We start from the raw sequence: 21,858 nt of genomic DNA, 5'->3' as shown, positions 1-21,858 counted from the left end.
GACAGGCAATGAAACCATGCGTCTGACCGGGCTTGTCGCTGAAGGGTACCGATCACTCAAATCGATCCGGCTCGAACTCGGCCAGATCGGGCTGTTCGTTGGTGAGAATGGCGTCGGAAAATCCAATCTTTACCGAGCACTCCAACTGATCAAGGCAGCGGGCGAGGGTACCCTCGCCCGCGCCATTGCCGGCGAAGGCGGCATGCAGTCGGCGCTATGGTCCGGCGCGCGCCGCCTGGGGCAGCCAGCGCGTGTCGTCCTGCAGGCGGATGTCGAGGATGATGAGACGGCGGCGCGATTTTCCTATCGGGTGGAGATTGGCCTGCCGCCACCCGCCTCGGCGGGATTTGCCTTCGAACCCCACGTCAAGGAAGAGGCCCTGACGGTCGAGGCTGGACGCCGCCCGGTGGAGATGATGAGCCGCAAGGGACCTGCTGCCCATGGCCGTGACGGCGATGGCCGGCGTGTCGAACACCCTGCAGGGCTGCTCAATTCGGAGACAGCGCTGGCGGTGCTTGGTGCCTCGGGCCGCTATCCGGAAGTGGGGGATCTGCGGGCCGCCGTCTCGAGCTGGCGTTTCTATCACGGTTTTCGCACCGACGCCGATTCGCCCGTCAGGAAGCCGTCGCTCGCAATCACCTCGACGCTGCTGGACGAGGACGGCGGCAATCTTGCCGCCGTGTTCGCAACGCTCGCTCATATCAGGCAGGATACGGTCGATCTCGACCGCGCGCTGGCCGATGCCCTGGGAGCGAAACTCGAAGTGCCGGAGCCGGGCGAGGCCGCCACATTCGGATTGCGGCTGCCGGATTTTCCGCAGCGGCTGTTCCGGCCGCAGGAACTCTCGGATGGGCAGATACGCTTCCTGGCGCCGGCCGGAGCGCTGATGTCCTATCGCTTGCCGGGGCTGATAGCCCTCAACGAGCCGGAAGCCAGCCTGCACCCGCGCATGCTGCCGGCGTTGGCCGACATGATCGCAAAGGCCGCGGAGCGAACGCAGCTCTGGGTGGTCACGCATTCACGCGAATTGGCGGATCTGATCGCCGACCGCACCGGCGCGCGAGCGCTTACCGTGGTGCGGCCGGACGGAGCGACGACAATTAAAGGCCTCAGGCTTACCGGCCAGATGCCGGAGCAGGACTGAGAGCTCGGCTTCAAGTCCTACCGGGTGACCGGAAGACTGCTGCGTGGCTTGATCAGGCTCCAGCCCAGCGTCATGCCGGCCGCGGCGACCATGATAGCAACGGCGCCCACCAGTTGCAGCGGATGCAGGCGCTGCCCGAAGACCACGAAGTCGGCAATGATGGCGACGACCGGATAAATGAAAGACAGCGCGCCGACGAGATTGGTCGGCAGTTTCTGGATCGCACCATAAAGCAGGATGTACATCAAGCCGGTGTGGACGATGCCGACTGCGGCTAGCAAGGCCCATGTGCGGGCGTCCGCCGGCAAGTTCGTCAGGTTGGCGAAGGGTATCAGCATCAGGATGCCGACCGTGACCTGGATGAGCGCAATCAGATGCGGCGGCACGCCTTTGAGCTTCTTGGCGACTATCGCGGCAATCGCGTAGAAGAACGCCGCGCCGAGCGCCAGCAGGATGCCGACGAGATAGTTCGACCCGGTATGCGCGGCGTCCGGCTTGGCCTGCACGATCAGCAGCATGCCGGCAAAGGCAATCGCCAGCCACATGAGTTTGGCGAGCGTCAGGCGTTCGCTGAACAACAGCGCGCCCAGTGCCACCAGCATGAAGGGCTGGGTATTGTAGACGGCCGTGGCGATCGAGATCGAGGCTCGCGGGAAGGCGGCGAAGAGCAACAGCCAGTTTGAGACGATGGCGATGCCCCCGATGATCGCATAAGCGATCTGCTGGCGCGAAATCACGTCGCGCCTGAACAGGCCGAGAGCGCCGCAGACGATCAGCAGCGTGACAGCGCCGAAGGCGCAGCGCCAGAAGACCACATCCATCACCGGCTGTCCGGACAAGACGACAAATACGCCGATCGTTCCCGAGATCACCATTGCTGCGGTCATTTCGACCGTCCCACGCGTGTTGTCCGACATGATGCGACCTTCCTTTTGTTCCGATCGTTTGTACGCTCCCAAAAGTCTGGAATATATGCATCATGGAAGGTGTTTGCTGGATCGATCCTAATCTTGTAAGGTTTCTTATGTTTGAAACCTAAGGATGAACGATGTTGGACGATCTCGACCGGCGTATCGTCGAAATCCTCGTCGACGATGCGCGTATCTCGCTGAAGGAGCTGGCGGCTCGTGTGAACCTGTCGTCGCCGAGCACGTCGGAGCGATTGCGGCGGCTGGAGGAGCGCGGCGTGATCCGTGCGTTCACGGTGGATGTCGATCCTGCGGCGCTCGGCTATACGCTGCAGGCGATCGTGCGCATCAAGCCGCTGCCGGGCAGGCTGCACCAGGTGCAGAAACTGGTCGAGGAAATCCCTGAATTCACCGAATGCGACAAGGTCACCGGCGACGATTGTTTCATCGGGCGGCTGCATATCCGCTCGATCAGCGATCTTGACCGCATCCTCGACAAGATCACCGACAAGGCCGAGACCAGCAGCGCCATCGTCAAGGCCCAGCCGGTGAAGCGCCGGCTGCCGCCATTCGCTTGAACCGTGCCGGACAAAAAAGAACCGGCGCCGTCACAGCACCGGTTCTTTTCAACCGAAAGCTGAAATCAGCCGATCTTCTGGCCGGTCTTGGCCCAGTCGGCGAGGAACTGCTCGAGGCCCTTGTCGGTGAGCGGGTGCTTGACCAGCGCCTTGAGCGTCGCCGGCGGGATGGTGGCGACGTCGGCGCCGATCAGCGCGGCGCGCTTGACGTGATCCGGCGTGCGGATCGAGGCGGCGAGGATTTCAGTGTCGAAGCCGTAATTGTCATAGACCTGGCGGATCTCGGCGATCACTTCCATGCCGTCGAAGCCCATGTCGTCGAGGCGACCGATGAAGGGCGAGATGAAGGTGGCGCCGGCCTTGGCCGCGAGCAGCGCCTGGTTGGCTGAGAAACAGAGCGTGACGTTGACCATGCGGCCTTCGGCGCGGATGGCACGGCAGGCCTTGAGACCGTCGAGCGTGAGGGGCACTTTGATGCAGACATTGTCGGCGATCTTGGCCAGCGCCTTGGCTTCCTTCATCATGCCATCAAAATCGGTGGCGGTGACCTCGGCCGAGACCGGGCCTTCGACGATGTCACAGATCTGCTTTGTGACTTCATCGATCTTGCCGCCGGATTTGAGAATCAGCGACGGGTTGGTGGTGACGCCGTCGAGCAGACCGAGTTCGTTGAGTTCCTGGATTTCCTTCACATCAGCGGTGTCGACGAAGAATTTCATGGTGGTCTCCTTGGGAGGGAATGAGGCTGTTTGCCGGGGGCTCGGCGTCGCCCTTTGCTCTAGACCAAAGTCGGGGCAAGGTCACGCGTCATGAAAGAAGATTCGCCCTTCAAGAGCGCCGCGCCGGTTCTGGTGCCAATGCCGGCCGAACGAGCCTACACCTACGCAGTGCCGGAACGCATGCGTGTGGTGCCGGGTTCCATCGTGCGCGTGCCCCTCGGGCCCAGGTTGGTGGCGGGCGTCGTGTGGGATGGCGCAGTCGAACATGTCGAGGCCAGGAAGCTGAGACCCATCGACCACGTCTTCGACTGTCCGCCGATCGATCACGCCATGCGCCGTTTCGTCGACTGGATCGCGCAATACACGCTGACCCCACCCGGCCTCGTCGCGCGCATGCTGCTGCGTGCGCCCGAGGCTTTCGACCCGGAACCGTGGATCGAAGGCCTGCAGCGCACCGCCATGATCCCCGACCGGATGACCGGCGCCAGGTCGCGCGTGCTGGAAACCGCCGATGGTGGCTTGGCCTGGACGCGCTCGGGTCTGGCGCACGCGGCAGGCGTCTCCTCGACCGTCATCGATGGATTGAAGACACAGGGCGTGTTCGAGACGGTGATGATCCCGCCCCGCCCCGTCGTGGCCGCGCCCGATCCGACCTATGCGCGGCCCGAATTGACACAGGACCAGGCGGCGGCGGCCGAGACTCTACGAGCCGGTGCCTCCGCCGGGACTTTCGGGGTCACGTTGCTCGACGGCGTCACCGGATCGGGCAAGACGGAAGTTTATTTCGAAGCGGTGGCGGCGGCGCTCGGCCGAGGCAAGCAGGTGCTGATCCTGTTGCCGGAAATAGCGCTCACCCACGCTTTCCTCGAACGGTTCCAGTCGCGTTTCGGCGCCAAGCCGGCGGAATGGCATTCCGACCTCGCACCGAAGATGCGGGAGCGCGTGTGGCGGCAGGTGGCGGAAGGCACCGTGCGGGTGGTGGCAGGCGCGCGATCGGCGCTGTTCCTGCCATTCAAGGAGCTCGGCCTTATCGTCGTCGACGAGGAGCACGACCCTGCCTACAAGCAGGAGGACCGTGTCTTCTACAATGCCCGCGATATGGCGGTGGTGCGCGGCCACATCGGTTCCTTCCCGATTGTGCTCGCTTCGGCCACCCCCTCTGTCGAAAGCCAGGTCAATGCCAATCAGGGGCGCTATGCCCGCGTCGATCTGCCCGCACGTTTCGCCGAAGCCGCATTGCCGACCTTGCGCTCGATCGACATGCGGCGTGCGCCGCCAGCGCGTGGCAGCTTCCTATCGCCGCTGCTTGTCGAGGAGATGACCAAGACCCTCGCAAGGGAGGAGCAGTCGCTGCTGTTCCTCAACCGGCGCGGCTATGCGCCGCTGACACTATGCCGGTCCTGCGGCCATCGTTTCGGCTGCCCGGTCTGCTCGGCATGGCTGGTTGAGCACCGCTTTCGCGGGCAACTCGTCTGCCACCATTGCGGCCACAATGAGAGGCGACCCGATGCCTGCCCTGAATGTGGCACGCTCGATCACCTGGTGGCGTGCGGGCCGGGCGTGGAACGCATCGCAGAGGAGGTGGTCGCCACTTTCCCGGATGCGCGCACCATCGTGCTCTCCTCCGACCTCGTCGGCGGGGTACGGCGACTCAGGCTGGAACTGGAGGCCATCGCCAAGGGTGAGGCCGATATCGTCATCGGCACGCAACTCGTCGCCAAGGGCCACAATTTTCCGAACATGACGCTGGTCGGCATCGTCGATGCGGACCTCGGTCTTGCCAATGGCGATCCGCGCGCGGCGGAGCGCACTTTCCAGCTTCTGTCGCAGGTGACGGGCCGCGCCGGACGCACAGGCAAGAAAAGCCTTGGTTTGCTGCAGACCTACCAGCCAGATCATCCGGTCATGCGGGCGATCGTATCGGGGGATGCTGCGGCCTTCTATGCGCGCGAGATCGCCGAGCGCGAGCGTGCGGCACTGCCGCCGTTCGGACGGCTCGCCGGCATCATCGTCAGCGCCATGACGCGCCAGGAGGCGGAAGCGCATGCGCGGGCCTTGCGTCGTGCGGCGCCAGAGGCATCGGACATTTTCGTGCTGGGGCCTGCGGAAGCGCCATTGGCGCTGCTTGGCGGCCGCCACCGTTTCCGCCTGTTGATCCACGGCGAGCGCCGCTCCGACATGCAGGGCTTCGTGCGGGGTATGCTGGCGGATGGACCGAAGCTGCGCGGATCGGTGCGGGTGAGCGTCGATATCGATCCGCAGAGCTTCCTGTGAGGTTCGACATCAGCAAGGCCGTCCTTCGATAGCCAGAAATGGCGCATGCTGCGCCTTGTCGATCGCCTCCACCTGCCAGCCTGCCGCGTCGAGATTGGTGTGGAGCTTGACAGCGATCGTTTCGATCTGGCTTGCCGATGGAGGCTCATAAGCAAGCACAAGTCTGCCATCTGGCTTGAGCAGACCGCGAATGGTTGCAAGTGCTGCGCTGGCGTCGATCCAGAACAGGTTCACATTGACGGCGAAGACGATGTCGAAGCGGTCGGTGCCGGCATCGAAATTGTCGATGGCGGCCTGAACCAGGCGCAGTTTGCCGATGCGCTCATCAATCGCGTTGAGCGTGCGTGCGGCCGTGATCGCCGTGGTAGAGCGGTCGATGCCGACCAGCCTGCCGGTTGTCAGTTTTGACAGCACGAGCGCGGCGGCGATGCCGCGTCCCCCACCGATTTCGAGCATGGTCTCGCTACCCGCGATGCCGAGCCGGTCGATCGTCCAGGTAAGCCGTTCAGGGATATTCATCTCTTTGGCGGCACTTTCATTTCAGAGTTTGGGCACTTCAGAGTTCGGGCACTTCAGAGTTTGGGTCGCATTTGAGGATGGCGACAGAGTGCTGGCAAGGGTTGTCAGGATAAGCGAAGGAAAGTTTCCTTCGGCGGAAACTTTTGATTGCCAATCGCCCTCGCCATCAATAGTTTCCATTTACGGAAACTATTGGAAAGCTCTTCATGTCGCTGACTCTCTACCTGCACCCACTCGCAGCCTTCTGTCACAAGGTGCTGATTGCCTTCTATGAGAACGGCGTGGACTTTCGCGCCGAAACCGTCGACCTCATGGATCCCGGTTCGGCGGCGGACCATCTGGCGCGATGGCCGGTGGGCAAGATTCCGGTTCTGCATGATGCAGCCCGCAACCGTGTGGTGCCGGAAACCAGCATCATCATCGAATATGTGCAGCAGCATTATCCGGGCCCGCGGCCGATGCTGCCGAAGGAACCGGAAGCCCGGCTTGATGCCCGTTTGTGGGAACGCTTTTTCGATCTCTATGTCAGCGAACCGATGCAGAAGATCGTTACCGACCGGCTGCGGCCGGAGGGTGGCAACGATCCGATCGGCGTCTCCCATGCCCGCAAAACGCTGGATACGGCCTATGCCATGATCGACGGCCAGCTGGCGGGCAGGGAGTGGGCTATCGGCAACGACTTCACCATCGCCGACTGCGCTGCGGCGCCCTGCCTTTTCTTTTCGTCGATCGTGCATCCGTTCGGTGCCGATCAGAACAATCTCCGCGCCTATCTCGAACGCCTGCTGGCCCGGCCAACGGTCAAGAGAACACTTGAAGAAGCGCGGCCATTCTTCTCAATGTTCCCCTATCGAGAAGCCATGCCGGAGCGGTTCGCAAGCGGCGCAGCTTTTGTCTGAGGTTTCATCCATGCAGCAAGTCCAGCCTCTCGACCGCATCTTCCTGGCGCTGGCCGATCCCGGCCGGCGCGGCATGATCGAACAGCTGGCGCGCGGCCCGGCAACGGTGAAAGAGCTGGCGCGTCCAGCCAATATGCGGCTGCCATCGGCGGTGAAACATCTGAGGGTGCTGGAAGAAGGCGGCATCGTGGTTTCGCGCAAGGCCGGCCGCACCCGCACCTACGCCATGCGGCGCGATGCATTTTCGCCGGTGAACGATTGGGTGAGCGCACGAGAGACTGCGCTCGACGCCGCGTTCGATCGCCTCGCCCAAGCGATCGCCGATATGCCCGAAGAGGAATAGTCATGACCGTCGAACACAAAACCTTTGTCGTCGAGCGCGAACTGGCCGCCAGTCCGAAACACGCTTTCCGCTTCTTTTCGGAGCCGGCGCTCAAGGAGCGCTGGACCTCCTGTCATCCGGACTGGATGGTGCTGGAGGAGCAGTTCGATTTTCGCGTCGGCGGCGTCGAGGCCAAGCGCTGGCGCACTGATACAGGGCATGAGCAGACCTTTTTTGCCCGCTATCTCGATATCATGCCGGCACGGCGCATCATCTATGCCTTCGACATGGGCTTTGCCGGCGAGCGGCTCTCAGCTTCGCTGGCGACCGTCGAGCTTTTTGCCGTGGCGGCCCGAACTCGCATGGTCTTCACCGAGCAAATCGCCTGGCTTGGCGATGCCGGCTCACTGCAGTTGCGTGTTGCCGGTACGGGCGATGGGTTGGACCTGCTCGCGGACATCATCGAGATGGATGCGGCTGGTGCGCACTAAATCTTTGGTTCTATTTGATATATCAATTGGTATATCAGATGCCCGTCGCTTCGGCCGCGTATCGGCCTGCTGAAAATCGGTTTCAATATTCGCGCTACGGTTCCATGGTCATCGCCAGGATGAGGCCGCCGATAACGGCAAAGTTGATGATGAAGGCAGAACGCAGGCCTTGTCTTTGCGGACCGGAGTAGCGCCAGAAATTGAGCGCCAGCGCGCTCGCGGCAATGGTGAAGCTGACCAAGGCAGCCGCGGCATAGGGCCTGTAAAAGCCGAGGACCACGCACAGGCCGGCTGCGACCTCGAGCAGGGAGCCGGCCGCAAGCAGCGGTATGGGCGCCGGGAAACCTTGTTCACCGAGCTGTGCCGTGATGGAGCGGAAGCGCAGGAAATGTTCCAGCCCTGCCCAGACAAAGACACCACCGAGCAGGATGAAGCCGAGGTGCTGAATGAAGGGGGGCATAGTAGACCTCATCATCGTGTGAACCTGTCACACCATGCGCCTCGCATCACACCGCAATCTTGAACGAAACGGCCAAACTGCGGCCGGTTACCCTTCCGCCGCGCCGGCCGTGATGCCAGTCAGCCAGCGCCGGACGATCTTCTGCTCGGCCTCGGAATATCCCGCGGCGAGATCGGATTCGAGCAAGCGGACACGTCCGCGTGCCTCTGCATAGAGCGCCTTGCCCTTTTCGCTCAGCTCCAGCTGGCGAATGCGCTCGTTGGTGGCATGTCGGCGTTTCACGATCGTGCCGGCCTTCTCGAGATTGGTCACGATGACGCTGAGCGTCTGCGGCGTCAGCAATGCAGCGCGCGCCAGGTCGGCGTTGGAAAGGCCCGGATAGGCGCTCAGCATCGCCATCACCGCGAATTGCGGCTGAGTGATGCCGAGGTCGGCAAGTGTCGCTTCCATGCGATAGCGATAGGCGCCTGCCGCCTGGCGCAGCAGATACCCGAAATAGCCGTCCTCGCCACGCCTGCCTTCGCCGGCACGCGGTATCGGCTGTGTGGAATCCGGTCTGGTTATGGCGCGTCTCCTGTCAATTGGCGTGGCCATCGTGTTCGTCCGGCAAAAACACCGTCAACGGGCCGCAATTCTCGTCGGCAACGAACATGGCAAGCAAGGATGCCGGCTCGGTCTTGCTGGCGTTTTCTGCAAACAGATGGATTGCGCCTGTCGGTTCGAACCAGCTCTGGCCTTCGGTGTAGGTCATCGGCGGCTCGCCGGCGAGCTGGGATTTCAACGTGCCCTTCAACACAAAGGCGGTGACATTGCCAGGGTGGCGATGGCGCGGCGTGTAGGCGTCAGGCGGAAAGTTCACGATTGCCGTGGTTACGGCCTTGCCGGGAATGTCGGGCAGGGGGGTGCAGGAAATCGGTTTGATTTCGGTCACAGGCCTGCCTGAAGCAGCAGGTTTGCTGCCCTCCGCCATGTGCATGGTGGCTGGCTGCGGGTCCACCTTCGCCATGTAGAGCCCGGCGAAAATTGCGCCTGCCGCCACAACGGCCGCCAATGCGATGGCGGATCGCCACTTCGACAGGCCGGGTGGAGTTTGGTCGTTGAAGGCTTGACTGCTCATGTCGTGGATCTCCTGAAATCGGCGTCCCAACCAAGGTCGGCGATGGCTCTTCCGGTCGAGACCTGGTCGTTTGGCTCCGCGATGTTGTAGATGCCGGCGCCGCGATCGACAGCGAGCAAAGCAGCGTAGGCTGCCGCATCGATATGCACGGAAGCGCCGGGTTTCGCTGCGTTAAATGCAGTGCCCGGACCATAGAACTGTCCGTAGCGCAGGATGACGGCGTCCATCGGCGTCTCGAGAACCTGGTGTTCGAGTGCGATGACCCCGTTGACGCTGATGGCGCGGGCGCCTTCTGCGGCGGAATCCAGCGGGTCCTGTTCGTCATGTGGCAGCGGGCCAGGGGCATAGGCCCAGGCGATGCTCTGCGCGATCAGTCGCGTGGCGCCGGCCCGCTTTGCAGCCTCGATCAGATTGCGGGTGCCTTCGTTACGGATGCGGGCGTTGCGCGCAATCGCTTCGCCCATCAGGGCCGGATCGAGGTCCTTCGGCAGATCCGTCAACTGGTGGATGGCGACCTCCGGCCTGATTTCGTGCGCGGCTGTCGACAATGCTCTGGCATCGAACACATCGACGATCACGGCATTGGCGCCTGCCGCCTCCAGCTCTGCCGCCTTCGCGGCCGAGCGGGTTGTCCCCCACACCAGATGACCTGCTTCCACGAGAATCGGTACGAGGCGTCGCCCAACCGCTCCCGTGGCACCTGCAAGAAGAATTCTTCGACCCACAACGATCTCCTATGTTGTCAGCACTCTGATATCAGTACACTGATAACAAGTCAAGCAGCAGGGCGCGGTGTGCGTCCATGGCTCGTGGCTGCGCGCTTGACTTCCCGAAACGATGATCTTCAATGCGGTCACGTTTCGAGGGGATCGCAGAAAATGGAATTTTCATTTCCTTGGCCGACCACCCAGGGCGAGTGGCTTGCGTGGTCGAGTGCGGCGATTACGCTGCTGCTCGGGCTGGCACTGTTTTTCGCGCCGGGTCTCTGCTTCAGGCTGTTGCGCCTGCAACCCAAGCCGGAAAAGCCGGAGGCGATTGCCGAGGGGCGAGCCCGCATGGCTGGTTTCTATCTCGGTGTCGGGCTCTGCACGATTCTGCTGGCACAGCCGTTGCTCTATATGGCGCTCGGCTTCTCCTGGCTTTTCACCGCCTTCGGCCGAATCCTTGCCATGATGTCCGATGGCGCCAACACGCCCTACAATTGGGGAGCGGTTGTGGTGGAGCTCGTGCTGGCTGCATTGCCGCTTGCCTTCGCCTTCGGCTTTTTAGCCTGAATCGCATTGAATCGGCCGCCAAGCATTGAACTCGACCGCCGGATGCGACAAAAGTGCCTTGAAAGCGTGCCCGTGGACGCATTGCGGTCCTGAAAAGCCTGTGCTAGACGGCAACCGACTTTCGACCGGGGGACAGCGGAAGCCGCGTCCCTTGGCTTGAAAAAATGCAGTAAGGTCAAAGATTTAGCCAGAGTTTTTGCTCGCGCCAAGGATCTGCGGCCTCTCAGACAAGAGAAAAGACGGTCCGTGGCCCAAACGTCCTCGCCAATCTCCGCTGTCGCAGAGCGCTATGCGTCATCGCTTTTCGAGCTGGCGCTCGAGGCGAAATCCGTCGCCAAGGTCGAAGCCGACCTCAGCAGCTTCGAAACTCTGCTCGCCGGCAGCGCCGATCTGAAGCGCCTGATCGAAAGCCCGGTGTTCACCACCGAAGATCAGGTTCGCGCCATTTCCGCTATCGTTGACAAGGCCAAGATCGGCGGGCTCGCCGGGAACTTCCTGCGTGTCGTGGCTGGCAATCGCCGCCTGTTCGCCGTGCCCGGCATGATCAAGGCTTTCCGCCGCATCGCCGCAGAGCATCGCGGTGAGACTGCCGCCGAGGTGACGTCGGCACATACGCTGACGTCGGCCCAGGAAGCCGAACTGAAGACCGCTCTGAAGGCCGTCGCCGGCAAGGACGTTGCGATCACCGTCACGGTTGATCCTTCGCTGCTCGGCGGCATGATCGTGAAGATGGGCTCGCGCCAGATCGACACGTCGCTCAAAACCAAACTCAATTCGCTCAAGCTTGCACTGAAAGAGGTCGGCTGATGGACATCCGCGCCGCGGAAATTTCCGCAATTCTGAAAGACCAGATCAAGAATTTCGGCAAGGAGGCTGAAGTCTCCGAGGTCGGTCAGGTTCTGTCGGTGGGTGACGGTATCGCCCGCGTCTACGGTCTCGACAATGTCCAGGCCGGCGAGATGGTCGAGTTCCCTGGCGGCATCCGCGGCATGGCGCTGAACCTCGAAGCCGACAATGTCGGCGTCGTCATCTTCGGTGCCGACCGCGACATCAAGGAAGGCGACACCGTCAAGCGCACCGGCGCCATCGTCGACGTTCCGGTCGGTCCGGGCCTGCTCGGCCGCGTCGTCGACGCCCTCGGCAATCCGATCGATGGCAAAGGCCCCATCAAGGCCACCGAACGTCGCCGCGTCGACGTCAAGGCTCCCGGCATCATCCCCCGCAAGTCGGTGCATGAGCCGATGTCGACCGGCCTCAAGGCCATCGACGCCCTGATCCCGGTTGGTCGCGGCCAGCGCGAGCTGGTCATCGGCGACCGTCAGACCGGCAAGACCGCCATCATCCTGGACACCATGCTGAACCAGAAGTCGGTGCATGAAACCGGCCCGGATTCGGAAAAGCTTTTCTGCGTCTACGTCGCCGTCGGCCAGAAGCGTTCGACCGTCGCGCAGTTCGTGAAGGTTCTGGAAGAGCGCGGTGCGCTCGACTACTCCATCATCATCGCCGCCACCGCTTCGGATCCGGCGCCGATGCAGTTCCTGGCGCCGTTCACCGGCTGCACCATGGGCGAATACTTCCGCGACAATGGCAAGCATGCGCTGATCTCTTATGACGATCTGTCCAAGCAGGCTGTCGCCTACCGTCAGATGTCGCTGCTGCTGCGCCGCCCGCCGGGCCGTGAAGCCTATCCGGGCGACGTGTTCTACCTGCACTCCCGTCTGCTCGAGCGCGCTGCGAAGCTCAACGACGACAACGGCAACGGTTCGCTGACCGCGCTGCCGGTCATCGAGACGCAGGCAAACGACGTGTCTGCATACATTCCGACCAACGTGATCTCGATCACCGACGGCCAGATCTTCCTGGAAACCAACCTGTTCTTCCAGGGTATCCGCCCGGCCGTGAACGTCGGTCTGTCGGTGTCGCGCGTCGGTTCGTCGGCACAGGTCAAGGCGATGAAACAGGTCGCCGGTTCGATCAAGGGTGAGCTCGCGCAGTACCGCGAAATGGCGGCATTCGCGCAGTTCGGCTCGGACCTCGACGCTGCTACGCAGCGCCTGCTGAACCGTGGTTCGCGCCTGACCGAGCTCCTGAAGCAGCCGCAGTTCTCGCCGCTCAAGACCGAAGAGCAGGTCGCGGTGATCTTCGCCGGCGTGAACGGCTACCTCGACAAGCTGGCGCTGAACCAGGTCGGCAAGTTCGAGCAGGGTCTGCTCTCGCATATGCGCAACGCCGGTAAGGCGGTTCTCGATGCGATCCGCAAGGAGAAGGCGCTGTCCGACGATCTGCGCGGCAAGCTCAAGGCCGAGATCGACAACTTCGCCAAGACCTTCGCGTAAGCGGCGGAAGACGGGACCAGGTTTGAAGCATGCCTTCACTAAAAGACCTTCGTAACCGCATCGCCTCGGTCAAGGCGACGCAGAAGATCACCAAGGCGATGCAGATGGTCGCCGCGGCGAAGCTGCGTCGTGCCCAGGAGGCTGCGGAAGCGGCGCGTCCCTATTCCGAACGGATGGGCGCGGTGCTGGCCAACATCACCCAGGCGGTCGGTGGCGGCGGAGACGCTCCGGCGCTGATGACCGGCACCGGCAAGGACGATGTGCACCTGCTCGTCGTCTGCACGGCCGAACGCGGCCTGTGCGGCGGTTTCAACTCGCAGATCGCACGTCTGGCCCGCGACCACATCCGCAAGCTCCTCTCTGCCGGTAAGCAGGTGAAGATCATCTGCGTCGGCAAGAAGGGTTACGACATCCTGCGTCGCGACTATGCCTCGCTGATCCTCGACCGCGTCGACCTGCGCGAAGTGCGTACGCTGAGCTTCGTCAACGCAGACGCGATCGCCAAGAAGGTGATCGGCCTGTTCAACGACGGCCAGTTCGACGTCTGCACGCTGTTCTATTCGAATTTCAAATCGGTGATCAGCCAGATCCCGACCGCGCAGCAGATCATTCCTGCCGCGGCTGTCGAAGCATCGGGCGAAGCCGCCAATGGCGCCGCCGTCTACGAATACGAGCCGGAGCCGGGCGAAATCCTCTCCGACCTCATCCCGCGCAACATCGCGGTGCAGATCTTCCGCGCGCTGCTTGAAAACGCAGCCGGCGAGATGGGTGCCAAGATGAGCGCGATGGACAGTGCGACGCGCAATGCCGGCGATATGATCAACAGACTGTCGATCACCTACAACCGCCAGCGCCAGGCGCAGATCACCAAGGAACTGATCGAAATCATTTCGGGCGCCGAGGCGCTCTAAGCGTGAACCGCGAAGGCAGGCGGCCTTCGCACGGAGCACGCGGTAACCAAACGGACGAAAAAGGGTAAACACGATGGCGAAAGCAGCGACCCCGAAGAAGGAAGCACCGGCCAAGGCCGCGGCTGCTTCCAAGGCGCCGGCGGCGGCGAAGGCCGCTCCGGCAAAGAAGGCGGCTGCTCCCGCCAAGGCAGCGGCTCCGGCTAAGGCCGCGGCCCCAGCCAAGGCAGCTCCAGCCAAGGCGGCTGTAGCAGCGAAGGCTCCAGCCAAGACCGCTGCGGTCAAGGCCACAGGCGCAGCCGGCAAGGTCCGCCAGGTCATCGGCGCCGTTGTCGACGTGCAATTCGACAATCACCTGCCGGCGATCCTGAACGCGCTGGAAACCGAGAACGTCGGCAACCGCCTGGTTCTCGAAGTCGCCCAGCATCTCGGCGAAAACACTGTGCGCTGCATCGCCATGGACTCCACCGAGGGTCTGGTGCGCGGCCAGTCGGTCTTCGACACCGGCGCTCCGATCTCGGTCCCGGTCGGCCCTGGCATGCTCGGCCGTATCATCAACGTCATCGGCGAGCCGGTTGACGAAGCCGGCCCTGTCAAGGGTGCCGAAATCCGCGCCATCCACCAGCCGGCCCCGGCCTATGTCGATCAGTCGACGGAAGCGCAGATCCTCGTCACCGGCATCAAGGTTCTCGACCTGCTCGCACCTTACGCCCGCGGCGGCAAGATCGGCCTGTTCGGTGGCGCCGGCGTCGGCAAGACCGTTCTCATCCAGGAACTGATCAACAACGTCGCCAAGGCGCACGGCGGTTACTCGGTGTTCGCCGGTGTTGGCGAGCGCACCCGCGAGGGCAACGACCTCTATCACGAGTTCATCGAGTCCGGCGTCAACAAGAAGGGCGGCGGTGAAGGTTCGAAGGCTGCGCTGGTGTACGGCCAGATGAATGAGCCGCCGGGAGCCCGCGCCCGCGTCGCTCTGACCGGTCTGACGGTTGCCGAATATTTCCGCGACCAGGGCCAGGACGTGCTGTTCTTCGTCGACAACATCTTCCGCTTCACCCAGGCGGGTTCGGAAGTGTCGGCGCTGCTCGGCCGCATTCCTTCGGCCGTGGGTTATCAGCCGACGCTCGCCACCGACATGGGCGCGCTGCAGGAACGCATCACCACCACGACCAAGGGTTCGATCACTTCGGTGCAGGCCATCTACGTGCCTGCTGACGACTTGACTGACCCGGCGCCGGCCACCTCCTTCGCGCACTTGGATGCGACGACGGTGTTGAACCGCGCCATCTCGGAAAAGGGCATCTATCCGGCGGTCGATCCGCTGGACTCGACCTCGCGCATGCTCGATCCGCTGATCGTCGGTGACGAACACTACCAGGTCGCCCGCCAGGTGCAGTCGATCCTCCAGCGCTACAAGTCGCTGCAGGACATCATCGCCATCCTGGGCATGGACGAACTGTCGGAAGAGGACAAGCAGACGGTGGCCCGCGCACGCAAGATCGAGCGCTTCCTGTCGCAGCCGTTCTTCGTCGCGGAAGTGTTTACCGGTGCGCCGGGCAAGCTGGTCGACCTCGCCGACACCATCAAGGGCTTCAAGGGCCTTTGTGACGGCGACTACGATCATCTGCCGGAAGCGGCCTTCTACATGGTCGGCAACATTGACGAGGCGGTCGAGAAGGCCCAGCGTCTGGCAGCGGAAGCGGCTTGATCGCAGAAAAGCAATCGCGCGGACGACGTCGTCCGCGCGCTTCGTTCCGAGCGTTTGTGAGACGACATGGCTAAAGCTTTCAAATTCGAACTGGTCTCGCCCGAGCGCCTGCTTGTCTCGGAAGAGGTCGAGTCCGTCGTCATTCCGGGCGCGGAAGGCGAGATGACTGTCATGGCGGAGCATGCTCCGGTGATGACCACCATCAAACCGGGTGTCGTTACGGTGAAGCCGGCTTCCGGTAACACCCAGCGCTTCGTGGTGTTCGGCGGTTTCGCCGACATCCTGCCTTCGGGCTGCACGCTGTTGGCGGAATCCGCGGTCGCCGTCGAGGACATCGACCGCGCCGAGATCGCCCGCCGCATCCAGGAGGCGCGCGAGGATATCGCCGATGCGAAGGACGATGCATCCCGCACGAAGGCAGAGCAGTTCCTGCACCAGCTCACCACGCTGGAAGGCGCGATCCTGCCGGCGTAGTTCCGAAGGCATATCAAATCGAAAAGCGGAGCAAATGCTCCGCTTTTTTATTTGAGCACGACAGATTTCGACCGGCCGCTCAAAATCGTCAAACTCCGTCCAGCACGATGATGGTCGGCTGACTGGGTAGAGTTTTCTGGGACAGTTCGAGCGAAGGACCGTCCCTGACCTCGACTGCGAATTTATCCCGCAGCCTGTTCGTGAATTCGTCGATCGGCGTGGAATGTCGGTGCATCGGCAGGACGATGGAAGAGCGCAGTCTCGTGATGATCTCGCTGAGAACCGGCAGAGACAGCGTCAGACCACCGTCGATTGGAACCATCACCACATCGAGGCGACCCACTGCACCATATTGGGCATCGTTCAGACGCGTGTGCAGGTGGCCGAGATGGCCGATGCACAGCCCGGCCGTCTCGAAGATGAAGATCGAATTGCCGTCGCGCTCGAGTTCACCGCCCCAGCTGCGGATGTCGGTCGGCACGTTGCGAATGTAGACGTCATCGATGGTCAAGGCATGGCTGGCCGGGCCGCCTGAAGGATTCCAGCCGCGCAGGACATGAGCGATGCCGGGGGGAGGCGTATCGGTGAAATGGGTGCGATGAGCCTTGTTCATGGTCACCACGTCGGGCAGCGGATCATTGCCATAAATGCCGCTGTAGTCGGTGGCGATGCGCACGCCAGCCGAGCTCTCGATGAGGTAGGTTGAGTGGCCGGCATAGGTAATGGTGACATCGCCGTCCGTTGTCCCGGTCTGCGCGGTCACAATGCTGGCATAGACGACATTTGGCAGAGCCTCGGCTATGGCCAGGCATCGACTGGGAGACCTGCCTTGCGCAAGAGCCGTCAGCGGCAGGCAAAAGAACGACAGAAAAAAGATCACTGCGCGAGCCACACCTTCCTCCAGCGGTACGACGAGCCCTGTCGCCAGTATGCTGGCCGGCCGCCGTCGGTAGGGATCACGTTTTCGCGAGGGAGATTGGTGAGGTTTAGGAACATCACAGGCAGAAGCGAAGTGAGTTGCCGGTAAGTCCTCAAGGTGCGTGCGAGATCAGTCAGCACGATCGCCTCGGGGAAGCTTTTTTGCCGCACGGGCTGCAAGACGCAGTGGTCAAGGCAACTGCCTTTCCCTAAGGTGCGGTCAACCGGAGACGGTTTCCATCGGCGGCACGACCCGTGCGCGATCTCAGGGCGAAGGATGCGGACTGAACAGCGGAGCTCGCCGCGGCGTTCTCTTGCGGATCGGGGGTGTCCGCTGCCGGGTACCAGCGCAGAGGCAGCGGGCGCGGAATGCGCCGGCACGGAGGAGGAAGACGAAACGATGGGTTCACTCGACGGCAGGTCCGTGGTGGTCACAGCGGCGGCGCAAGGCATCGGGCGGGCAAGCGCACTGGCATTTGCGGAGGCTGGCGCGAGCGTCGTGGCCACCGATATCAATGAGCCGTTGCTCTCAGAATTGGCCAAGACCAAAGGCATCAAAGTCCGCAAGCTGGACGTGCTTGACGATGCGGCGGTCAAGCAGGCCTTTGCCGAGATCGGCCGCGTCGACGTGCTCTTCAACTGTGCCGGCTTCGTTCATTCCGGATCGGTGCTGGAGATGAAGGACGGCGATCTCGATTTCGCTTTCGACCTCAACGTCAAAGCCATGGTGCGCACCATCCAGGCCGTGCTGCCCGGCATGCTGGAACGCGGTGACGGTGCGATCATCAACATGTCGTCGGTGGCCTCCAGCATCAAGGGGGTGCCCAACCGCTTCGCCTATGGGTTGACCAAGGCTGCCGTGATCGGACTGACCAAGTCGGTTGCGGCGGACTTCATCACCAAGGGCATCCGCTGCAACGCCATCTGCCCCGGTACGGTCGAGAGCCCATCCCTGGAAGGCCGGATGCGTGCGCAAGGCGATTACGAAGCGGCACGCGCGGCCTTCCTTGCGCGTCAACCCACGGGACGGCTCGGAACACCGGAAGAGATCGCGGCGCTCGCCGTCCATCTGGCTGGCGCCACCTACACCACCGGACAAGCCTACGCCATCGACGGCGGCTGGTCGCTTTAACTGTTGGAATGAACTGGAGGACTGCATGAAACTTGTTCGCTATGGCGCCGCCGGCGCCGAGAAGCCTGGCCTCGTCGATGCGGACGGCGTTATTCGTGATTTGAGCAGCCATGTCGCCGACATCGGCGGCAAGGCACTGGACCCGGCGTCGCTCGCGACCCTTGCCAGGCTCGATCCGAAGTCGCTGCCGGCGGTTTCCGGCAAGCCGCGCTTCGGCGCCTGCGTGGCCGGTACCGGCAAATTCATCTGCATCGGCCTCAACTATGCCGATCATGCTGCCGAATCCGGCCTGCAGGTGCCACCGGAACCGGTGGTCTTCATGAAGGCGACGTCCGCCATTGTCGGCCCGGATGACGACGTCTTGATCCCGCGCGGCTCGCAGAAGACCGACTGGGAGGTCGAACTCGGCGTCGTCATCGGCAAGACCGCGAAATATGTCTCGGAAGCCGAAGCGCTGGATTATGTGGCCGGCTACTGCGTCGCCCACGATGTCTCGGAGCGAGCGTTCCAGACCGAGCGCTCCGGCCAATGGACCAAGGGCAAGAGCTGCGACACCTTCGGCCCCATCGGCCCGTGGCTGGTGACCAAGGACGAGGTCAAGGATCCGCAGGATCTCAAGATGTGGCTCACCGTGAACGGCGAGACGATGCAGAACGGTTCGACCAGGACGATGGTCTACGGCGTCGCCTTCCTGGTCTCGTATCTGTCGCAGTTCATGAGCCTGCAGCCGGGCGACATCATCTCCACCGGCACGCCGCCCGGCGTCGGCATGGGCATGAAGCCGCCGCGCTATCTCAAATCAGGCGATGTCGTCGAACTCGGCATCGAAGGGCTCGGCAGCCAGCGCCAGACGTTCAAGGCAGATGTCTGAAGACAGAATGCCGATAGCCGACACTCCGTCCTTTAGGGCGGAGTGTCGAACTAAGGTTTGAGATTACCGATTTTGGCATCAGCCCGATACGACAGCGGCTGATGTCCGGCTTTCCGCTGATCAAAGGGCGCAACTGCGGCGCGCACGAAGTCGCCCAGCCTCTCCGCGGCAAGTGAGGGCGGCCGCGTATTCGGCGTCAGCAGCCAGACATCCATGGTGATCTCAGGCAACAGTTTCCTGCGGACGATCTGGTCCGAGTAATCGAGGCCCACGAAGGGCGGTGCGATCGAAACGCCGGCACCGTTTGCGACAAAACCACATGCCGTCTCCGAAAGCGGCACCTCGATGCGGTTGCGCTTCTGAACACCCCTCATCTGGAAGGCCCGGTCGATACTCATCAGCGAGCAGTCGTCCCGCGCGAGCGAGATGAAGGGTTCGTTGCGCAGTTCCTCGATCTCGATGACCTGCTTCTCAGCCAGAGGATGCTGGACGGGAAGAATGCACACCATGGCGAAGCGCATGATGATCTCGGCGTCGACATGCGGGTGGTCGAACGGCAGCACGCTGAGCCCTATGTCGATTTGTTGGGCGGCGACCAGTTCGGTGACGCGCGGCGAGGAGCGGCTTTGCAGGGTGAAGTGAAGGTCCGGCTGGCCGGCCAGGAAGGGGGCCAGCGCATGGGCCAGATAGCGCGTTGCAAGCGCGGCTGGCGCTGCCACGCTCACCTCACCCCATTCGCGTTTCCGCACCGCGTCGGCCAGTCGGGCGATGCGCTGGGTGCCGGAAAACATGCGCTCAACCTCGCCGGCGAGCAGTCGTGCTTCAAGCGTCGGCGTCAGTCCCGCACCACTGCGTACGAACAGCTGGAAGCCGCAGGTATCGGCAAAGGCGCGCAGAAGCTTGCTGACTGCTGGTTGCGATATCCCCAGTTTCTCGCCCGCACGCGTGACCGAGCCGGTTTCCATCGTGGCGTGGAAGGCTTCGAGCTGACGAATGTTCATCGTGGCTGCCTCGCCTATCATGAGATTCAGTTATAACGTGGAGAGAACAAGTAATTTGACTTTCATGTTGTCAAGCCTTTCCCTGAGATAAATTTTGTTGCCGTCCCGCCCGACCTGAAGCGGAGGGACGGCATGGAGCAGTGAGGGGTGTCCACATGAAATCAATCGCCAGCCTCGGAATTGTGGCGCTTTTGGCGACGGCTCCGGTCCACGCGGCCGACCTTTCGGTCTGCATCGAGGGTTCGCCCGAGACCTTCAATCCCGAACTTTCCAGCAACGGCACCACTCTGTTCGTTCTCGGCCAGATCTACGACAATCTGATATCGGTGAAGGCGGGTTCCTCGGAGATCGTGCCGGCATTGGCGGAGAGCTGGGCGATCTCGGAAGACGGCAAGACCTATACGTTCAAGCTGCGACAGGGCGTGAAGTGGCAGTCCAATGACAGTTTCAAGCCGACGCGCGACTTCAACGCAGATGATGTCGTGTTCACCTTCGAGCGGATGCTGGATCCGAAGCATCCCTATGCCGAAGTCAATGGTGGCAACTACATCACCTTCACCACCAAGCTCGCGGACGTGTTGGAGAGTGTAAAGAAGGTCGACGACCACACAGTGGCCTTCAAGCTGAAGACACCACTGGCGCCGTTCCTCGGCATCATGGCGCACCAGTCGCTCGCCATAACCTCGGCCGAATATGCCGACGTTCTTCAAAAGGCCGGTACGCCCGAGCTTCTCGACCGCCAGCCAATCGGCACAGGGCCATTCGCCCTGCAGGATTATCAACCCGATTCCGCTGTGCGTCTCGTCCCCTTTGCCGAAACCTGGGGCGCGGCCATCGGCGATGAAGCCAGAACGCCGAAGGTGGATTCGGTTGTCATGGCAATCAGCCCCGATGCTTCAGTGCGCCTGCAGCGCGCCATGGCAGATGAGTGCCAGATCGCGCTCTATCCCAACCTCGCCGACCGGGACAGGATCCAGAACAGCGGCAACCTCGAGTTGGTTCGCACGCCGGTGGCCTCTACCGGCTTCATCACTTTCAATTTCAAGGAAGAGATCTTCCGCAACAAGAAGGTGCGCGAGGCGCTGGCCAGTGCCATCAACATCAGGCCATTGGTCGATGTCGTCTATGACGGCACCGGCAAGGCGACGGGTTCGCTCGTGCCGCCGGCGCTATGGGGGCACGACGAGCAGATCGGCCCCTACGACTACGACCCCCAAAAGGCCAAGGCATTGCTGAAGGAAGCCGGCTATCCGGACGGCTTCTCCACCGAGCTTTGGGCCGTCCCCGTTTCGCGCCCTTACATGCCGCATGGCAACCGCGCGGCCGAGATGATCCAGGCTGACTGGGCCGCAATCGGCGTCAAGGCTGAGATCGTCACCTATGAATGGAGCGAATATATCGCTCGATCCCGCGCCGGAGAGGCGAAAGTCGGCATGTTCGGCGGCATCTACGACTTCCCCGATCCGAGCCAGATCCCCAACAATTATTTCAGTTGCGATTCCGCCGGCAAGCCAAGCCCGTCCAACATCGGGTCCTGGTGCAATGGCGAGTTTATCGACCTCATGAACAAGGCCGGCGCCATCACCGATCAGGCCGAACGCGAAAAACTCTACAAGCAGGCACAGCAGGTCTTCCATGAGGAGGTACCAGCCGTGATCCTCGGTGGCGCAGACACGATCACCGCGGTCAACAAGAAGGTGAAGGGCTACAGGGAAGCGATCTTCGGGACAAGCCGGCTTTCGGGTGTCACCATCGCGGAATGATCCTGGCCCGGGCGAAACTGAAACGATCGGAATGAAAGCAAA

24 protein-coding genes are annotated in these 21,858 nt (G+C 62.4%); 15 read left to right on the top strand and 9 right to left on the bottom strand.

The window, feature by feature from the left end; all coding sequences use genetic code 11:
- Positions 1-16 precede the first annotated feature (16 nt).
- Entirely contained in the window at positions 17-1,144 is a 1,128-nt protein-coding gene (locus ACFWXH_RS19820) for an AAA family ATPase (protein ID WP_379123048.1), read from the top strand.
- Positions 1,145-1,161: 17 nt separating this feature from the next.
- On the opposite strand, the gene ACFWXH_RS19815 is transcribed toward ACFWXH_RS19820, so the two are convergent.
- Complete coding sequence (locus ACFWXH_RS19815) at positions 1,162-2,061, bottom strand: DMT family transporter (protein ID WP_379123047.1); 900 nt, start codon at positions 2,059-2,061, stop codon at positions 1,162-1,164.
- Between the two features lie 131 nt (positions 2,062-2,192).
- Here ACFWXH_RS19815 and ACFWXH_RS19810 point away from each other — a divergent pair, with 131 nt between their 5' ends.
- On the top strand, positions 2,193-2,630 hold the full coding sequence (locus ACFWXH_RS19810) for an Lrp/AsnC family transcriptional regulator (RefSeq protein WP_054310279.1): 438 nt from the start codon (positions 2,193-2,195) through the stop codon (positions 2,628-2,630).
- Positions 2,631-2,695: 65 nt separating this feature from the next.
- Here ACFWXH_RS19810 and fsa read toward each other — a convergent pair whose 3' ends face one another.
- Positions 2,696-3,349, bottom strand: coding sequence for a fructose-6-phosphate aldolase (gene fsa, locus ACFWXH_RS19805; protein WP_054310278.1), 654 nt, complete (start codon positions 3,347-3,349; stop codon positions 2,696-2,698).
- A 90-nt stretch (positions 3,350-3,439) separates the two neighbouring features.
- Between fsa and ACFWXH_RS19800 the strand changes: the two genes are divergently transcribed.
- A complete protein-coding gene (locus ACFWXH_RS19800; RefSeq protein WP_379123044.1) occupies positions 3,440-5,623 on the top strand; it encodes a primosomal protein N' in 2,184 nt (727 codons plus the stop codon).
- 9 nt (positions 5,624-5,632) lie between these two features.
- On the opposite strand, the gene ACFWXH_RS19795 is transcribed toward ACFWXH_RS19800, so the two are convergent.
- Positions 5,633-6,142, bottom strand: a complete 510-nt coding sequence (locus ACFWXH_RS19795) for a class I SAM-dependent methyltransferase (RefSeq protein ID WP_379123042.1) — start codon at positions 6,140-6,142, stop codon at positions 5,633-5,635.
- Between the two features lie 206 nt (positions 6,143-6,348).
- Here ACFWXH_RS19795 and ACFWXH_RS19790 point away from each other — a divergent pair, with 206 nt between their 5' ends.
- Genes ACFWXH_RS19790 through ACFWXH_RS19780 form a run of 3 tightly spaced genes read left to right on the top strand, consistent with a single transcriptional unit; the run spans position 6,349 to position 7,854 of the window.
- Positions 6,349-7,041 (top strand): glutathione S-transferase family protein, encoded by a 693-nt coding sequence (locus ACFWXH_RS19790; RefSeq protein WP_379123041.1) that lies wholly within the window; start codon positions 6,349-6,351, stop codon positions 7,039-7,041.
- Positions 7,042-7,051: 10 nt separating this feature from the next.
- Positions 7,052-7,384, top strand: coding sequence for an ArsR/SmtB family transcription factor (locus ACFWXH_RS19785; RefSeq protein WP_379123039.1), 333 nt, complete (start codon positions 7,052-7,054; stop codon positions 7,382-7,384).
- Positions 7,385-7,386: 2 nt separating this feature from the next.
- A complete protein-coding gene (locus ACFWXH_RS19780; protein ID WP_379123037.1) occupies positions 7,387-7,854 on the top strand; it encodes an SRPBCC family protein in 468 nt (155 codons plus the stop codon).
- A gap of 94 nt (positions 7,855-7,948) precedes the next feature.
- Here the strand turns inward: ACFWXH_RS19780 and ACFWXH_RS19775 are convergent, their stop codons facing one another.
- From ACFWXH_RS19775 to ACFWXH_RS19760, 4 genes are all read right to left on the bottom strand, one after another.
- The gene (locus ACFWXH_RS19775; protein ID WP_379123035.1) at positions 7,949-8,314 is read right to left on the bottom strand and encodes a DoxX family protein; all 366 of its coding nucleotides are present in this window, start codon (positions 8,312-8,314) and stop codon (positions 7,949-7,951) included.
- An 87-nt stretch (positions 8,315-8,401) separates the two neighbouring features.
- Positions 8,402-8,908: a MarR family winged helix-turn-helix transcriptional regulator gene (locus ACFWXH_RS19770; protein ID WP_379123033.1), complete on the bottom strand. Its 507-nt coding sequence runs from the start codon at positions 8,906-8,908 to the stop codon at positions 8,402-8,404.
- On the bottom strand, positions 8,892-9,431 hold the full coding sequence (locus tag ACFWXH_RS19765; protein WP_379123031.1) for a cupin domain-containing protein: 540 nt from the start codon (positions 9,429-9,431) through the stop codon (positions 8,892-8,894). Before ACFWXH_RS19765 ends, ACFWXH_RS19770 begins: the two co-directional genes overlap by 17 nt.
- Complete coding sequence (locus ACFWXH_RS19760) at positions 9,428-10,156, bottom strand: NAD-dependent epimerase/dehydratase family protein (RefSeq protein ID WP_379123029.1); 729 nt, start codon at positions 10,154-10,156, stop codon at positions 9,428-9,430. Before ACFWXH_RS19760 ends, ACFWXH_RS19765 begins: the two co-directional genes overlap by 4 nt.
- Before the next feature lie 153 nt (positions 10,157-10,309).
- On the opposite strand from ACFWXH_RS19760, the gene ACFWXH_RS19755 reads away from it, so the two are divergent.
- The 6 genes from ACFWXH_RS19755 (at position 10,310) to ACFWXH_RS19730 (ending at position 16,131) form a co-directional block, all read left to right on the top strand.
- Positions 10,310-10,705: a DUF4345 family protein gene (locus ACFWXH_RS19755; RefSeq protein WP_379123027.1), complete on the top strand. Its 396-nt coding sequence runs from the start codon at positions 10,310-10,312 to the stop codon at positions 10,703-10,705.
- A 246-nt stretch (positions 10,706-10,951) separates the two neighbouring features.
- Positions 10,952-11,512 (top strand): F0F1 ATP synthase subunit delta, encoded by a 561-nt coding sequence (locus ACFWXH_RS19750; RefSeq protein WP_379123025.1) that lies wholly within the window; start codon positions 10,952-10,954, stop codon positions 11,510-11,512.
- Positions 11,512-13,041, top strand: a complete 1,530-nt coding sequence (gene atpA, locus ACFWXH_RS19745; RefSeq protein WP_054310265.1) for a F0F1 ATP synthase subunit alpha — start codon at positions 11,512-11,514, stop codon at positions 13,039-13,041. The genes ACFWXH_RS19750 and atpA overlap by 1 nt, the downstream gene beginning before the upstream one ends.
- Before the next feature lie 29 nt (positions 13,042-13,070).
- The gene (locus ACFWXH_RS19740) at positions 13,071-13,952 is read left to right on the top strand and encodes a F0F1 ATP synthase subunit gamma (protein ID WP_054310264.1); all 882 of its coding nucleotides are present in this window, start codon (positions 13,071-13,073) and stop codon (positions 13,950-13,952) included.
- A gap of 73 nt (positions 13,953-14,025) precedes the next feature.
- Positions 14,026-15,657 carry a F0F1 ATP synthase subunit beta gene (gene atpD / locus ACFWXH_RS19735; protein ID WP_054310263.1) on the top strand — a complete coding sequence of 544 codons (1,632 nt, stop codon included), beginning with the start codon at positions 14,026-14,028 and terminating at the stop codon, positions 15,655-15,657.
- 66 nt (positions 15,658-15,723) lie between these two features.
- On the top strand, positions 15,724-16,131 hold the full coding sequence (locus tag ACFWXH_RS19730) for a F0F1 ATP synthase subunit epsilon (RefSeq protein WP_054310262.1): 408 nt from the start codon (positions 15,724-15,726) through the stop codon (positions 16,129-16,131).
- Between the two features lie 88 nt (positions 16,132-16,219).
- Here the strand turns inward: ACFWXH_RS19730 and ACFWXH_RS19725 are convergent, their stop codons facing one another.
- Entirely contained in the window at positions 16,220-17,023 is an 804-nt protein-coding gene (locus tag ACFWXH_RS19725; RefSeq protein ID WP_379123022.1) for an MBL fold metallo-hydrolase, read from the bottom strand.
- A 426-nt stretch (positions 17,024-17,449) separates the two neighbouring features.
- On the opposite strand from ACFWXH_RS19725, the gene ACFWXH_RS19720 reads away from it, so the two are divergent.
- Together ACFWXH_RS19720 and ACFWXH_RS19715 are read left to right on the top strand one after the other, a co-directional pair.
- Complete coding sequence (locus ACFWXH_RS19720; RefSeq protein WP_379123021.1) at positions 17,450-18,181, top strand: SDR family oxidoreductase; 732 nt, start codon at positions 17,450-17,452, stop codon at positions 18,179-18,181.
- A gap of 25 nt (positions 18,182-18,206) precedes the next feature.
- A complete protein-coding gene (locus ACFWXH_RS19715; RefSeq protein WP_379123019.1) occupies positions 18,207-19,052 on the top strand; it encodes a fumarylacetoacetate hydrolase family protein in 846 nt (281 codons plus the stop codon).
- 50 nt (positions 19,053-19,102) lie between these two features.
- Here the strand turns inward: ACFWXH_RS19715 and ACFWXH_RS19710 are convergent, their stop codons facing one another.
- Positions 19,103-20,053: a LysR substrate-binding domain-containing protein gene (locus ACFWXH_RS19710; RefSeq protein WP_379123017.1), complete on the bottom strand. Its 951-nt coding sequence runs from the start codon at positions 20,051-20,053 to the stop codon at positions 19,103-19,105.
- Between the two features lie 155 nt (positions 20,054-20,208).
- On the opposite strand from ACFWXH_RS19710, the gene ACFWXH_RS19705 reads away from it, so the two are divergent.
- Complete coding sequence (locus ACFWXH_RS19705) at positions 20,209-21,816, top strand: ABC transporter substrate-binding protein (protein ID WP_379123015.1); 1,608 nt, start codon at positions 20,209-20,211, stop codon at positions 21,814-21,816.
- Positions 21,817-21,858: the final 42 nt, after the last annotated feature.

It is taken from the genome of Mesorhizobium sp. NPDC059054 (assembly GCF_042739215.1).
Classification (GTDB): domain Bacteria; phylum Pseudomonadota; class Alphaproteobacteria; order Rhizobiales; family Rhizobiaceae; genus Mesorhizobium.
Note: the sequence above shows the minus strand (reverse complement) of the source record. Positions and strands in the feature narration are given on the sequence as shown.

What these genes read in the sequence shown, in the direction of transcription:
- fsa (WP_054310278.1), bottom strand. Translation starts at nt 3,349, where the DNA reads ATGAAATTCTTCGTCGACACCGCTGATGTGAAGGAAATCCAGGAACTC.
- ACFWXH_RS19765 (WP_379123031.1), bottom strand. Translation starts at nt 9,431, where the DNA reads ATGAGCAGTCAAGCCTTCAACGACCAAACTCCACCCGGCCTGTCGAAG.
- ACFWXH_RS19770 (WP_379123033.1), bottom strand. Translation starts at nt 8,908, where the DNA reads ATGGCCACGCCAATTGACAGGAGACGCGCCATAACCAGACCGGATTCC.
- ACFWXH_RS19715 (WP_379123019.1), top strand. Translation starts at nt 18,207, where the DNA reads ATGAAACTTGTTCGCTATGGCGCCGCCGGCGCCGAGAAGCCTGGCCTC.
- ACFWXH_RS19785 (WP_379123039.1), top strand. Translation starts at nt 7,052, where the DNA reads ATGCAGCAAGTCCAGCCTCTCGACCGCATCTTCCTGGCGCTGGCCGAT.
- ACFWXH_RS19790 (WP_379123041.1), top strand. Translation starts at nt 6,349, where the DNA reads ATGTCGCTGACTCTCTACCTGCACCCACTCGCAGCCTTCTGTCACAAG.
- ACFWXH_RS19730 (WP_054310262.1), top strand. Translation starts at nt 15,724, where the DNA reads ATGGCTAAAGCTTTCAAATTCGAACTGGTCTCGCCCGAGCGCCTGCTT.
- ACFWXH_RS19780 (WP_379123037.1), top strand. Translation starts at nt 7,387, where the DNA reads ATGACCGTCGAACACAAAACCTTTGTCGTCGAGCGCGAACTGGCCGCC.
- ACFWXH_RS19810 (WP_054310279.1), top strand. Translation starts at nt 2,193, where the DNA reads ATGTTGGACGATCTCGACCGGCGTATCGTCGAAATCCTCGTCGACGAT.
- ACFWXH_RS19795 (WP_379123042.1), bottom strand. Translation starts at nt 6,142, where the DNA reads ATGAATATCCCTGAACGGCTTACCTGGACGATCGACCGGCTCGGCATC.
- atpD (WP_054310263.1), top strand. Translation starts at nt 14,026, where the DNA reads ATGGCGAAAGCAGCGACCCCGAAGAAGGAAGCACCGGCCAAGGCCGCG.
- ACFWXH_RS19755 (WP_379123027.1), top strand. Translation starts at nt 10,310, where the DNA reads ATGGAATTTTCATTTCCTTGGCCGACCACCCAGGGCGAGTGGCTTGCG.
- ACFWXH_RS19815 (WP_379123047.1), bottom strand. Translation starts at nt 2,061, where the DNA reads ATGTCGGACAACACGCGTGGGACGGTCGAAATGACCGCAGCAATGGTG.
- ACFWXH_RS19740 (WP_054310264.1), top strand. Translation starts at nt 13,071, where the DNA reads ATGCCTTCACTAAAAGACCTTCGTAACCGCATCGCCTCGGTCAAGGCG.
- ACFWXH_RS19705 (WP_379123015.1), top strand. Translation starts at nt 20,209, where the DNA reads ATGAAATCAATCGCCAGCCTCGGAATTGTGGCGCTTTTGGCGACGGCT.
- atpA (WP_054310265.1), top strand. Translation starts at nt 11,512, where the DNA reads ATGGACATCCGCGCCGCGGAAATTTCCGCAATTCTGAAAGACCAGATC.
- ACFWXH_RS19710 (WP_379123017.1), bottom strand. Translation starts at nt 20,053, where the DNA reads ATGAACATTCGTCAGCTCGAAGCCTTCCACGCCACGATGGAAACCGGC.
- ACFWXH_RS19820 (WP_379123048.1), top strand. Translation starts at nt 17, where the DNA reads ATGCGTCTGACCGGGCTTGTCGCTGAAGGGTACCGATCACTCAAATCG.
- ACFWXH_RS19720 (WP_379123021.1), top strand. Translation starts at nt 17,450, where the DNA reads ATGGGTTCACTCGACGGCAGGTCCGTGGTGGTCACAGCGGCGGCGCAA.
- ACFWXH_RS19775 (WP_379123035.1), bottom strand. Translation starts at nt 8,314, where the DNA reads ATGCCCCCCTTCATTCAGCACCTCGGCTTCATCCTGCTCGGTGGTGTC.
- ACFWXH_RS19800 (WP_379123044.1), top strand. Translation starts at nt 3,440, where the DNA reads ATGAAAGAAGATTCGCCCTTCAAGAGCGCCGCGCCGGTTCTGGTGCCA.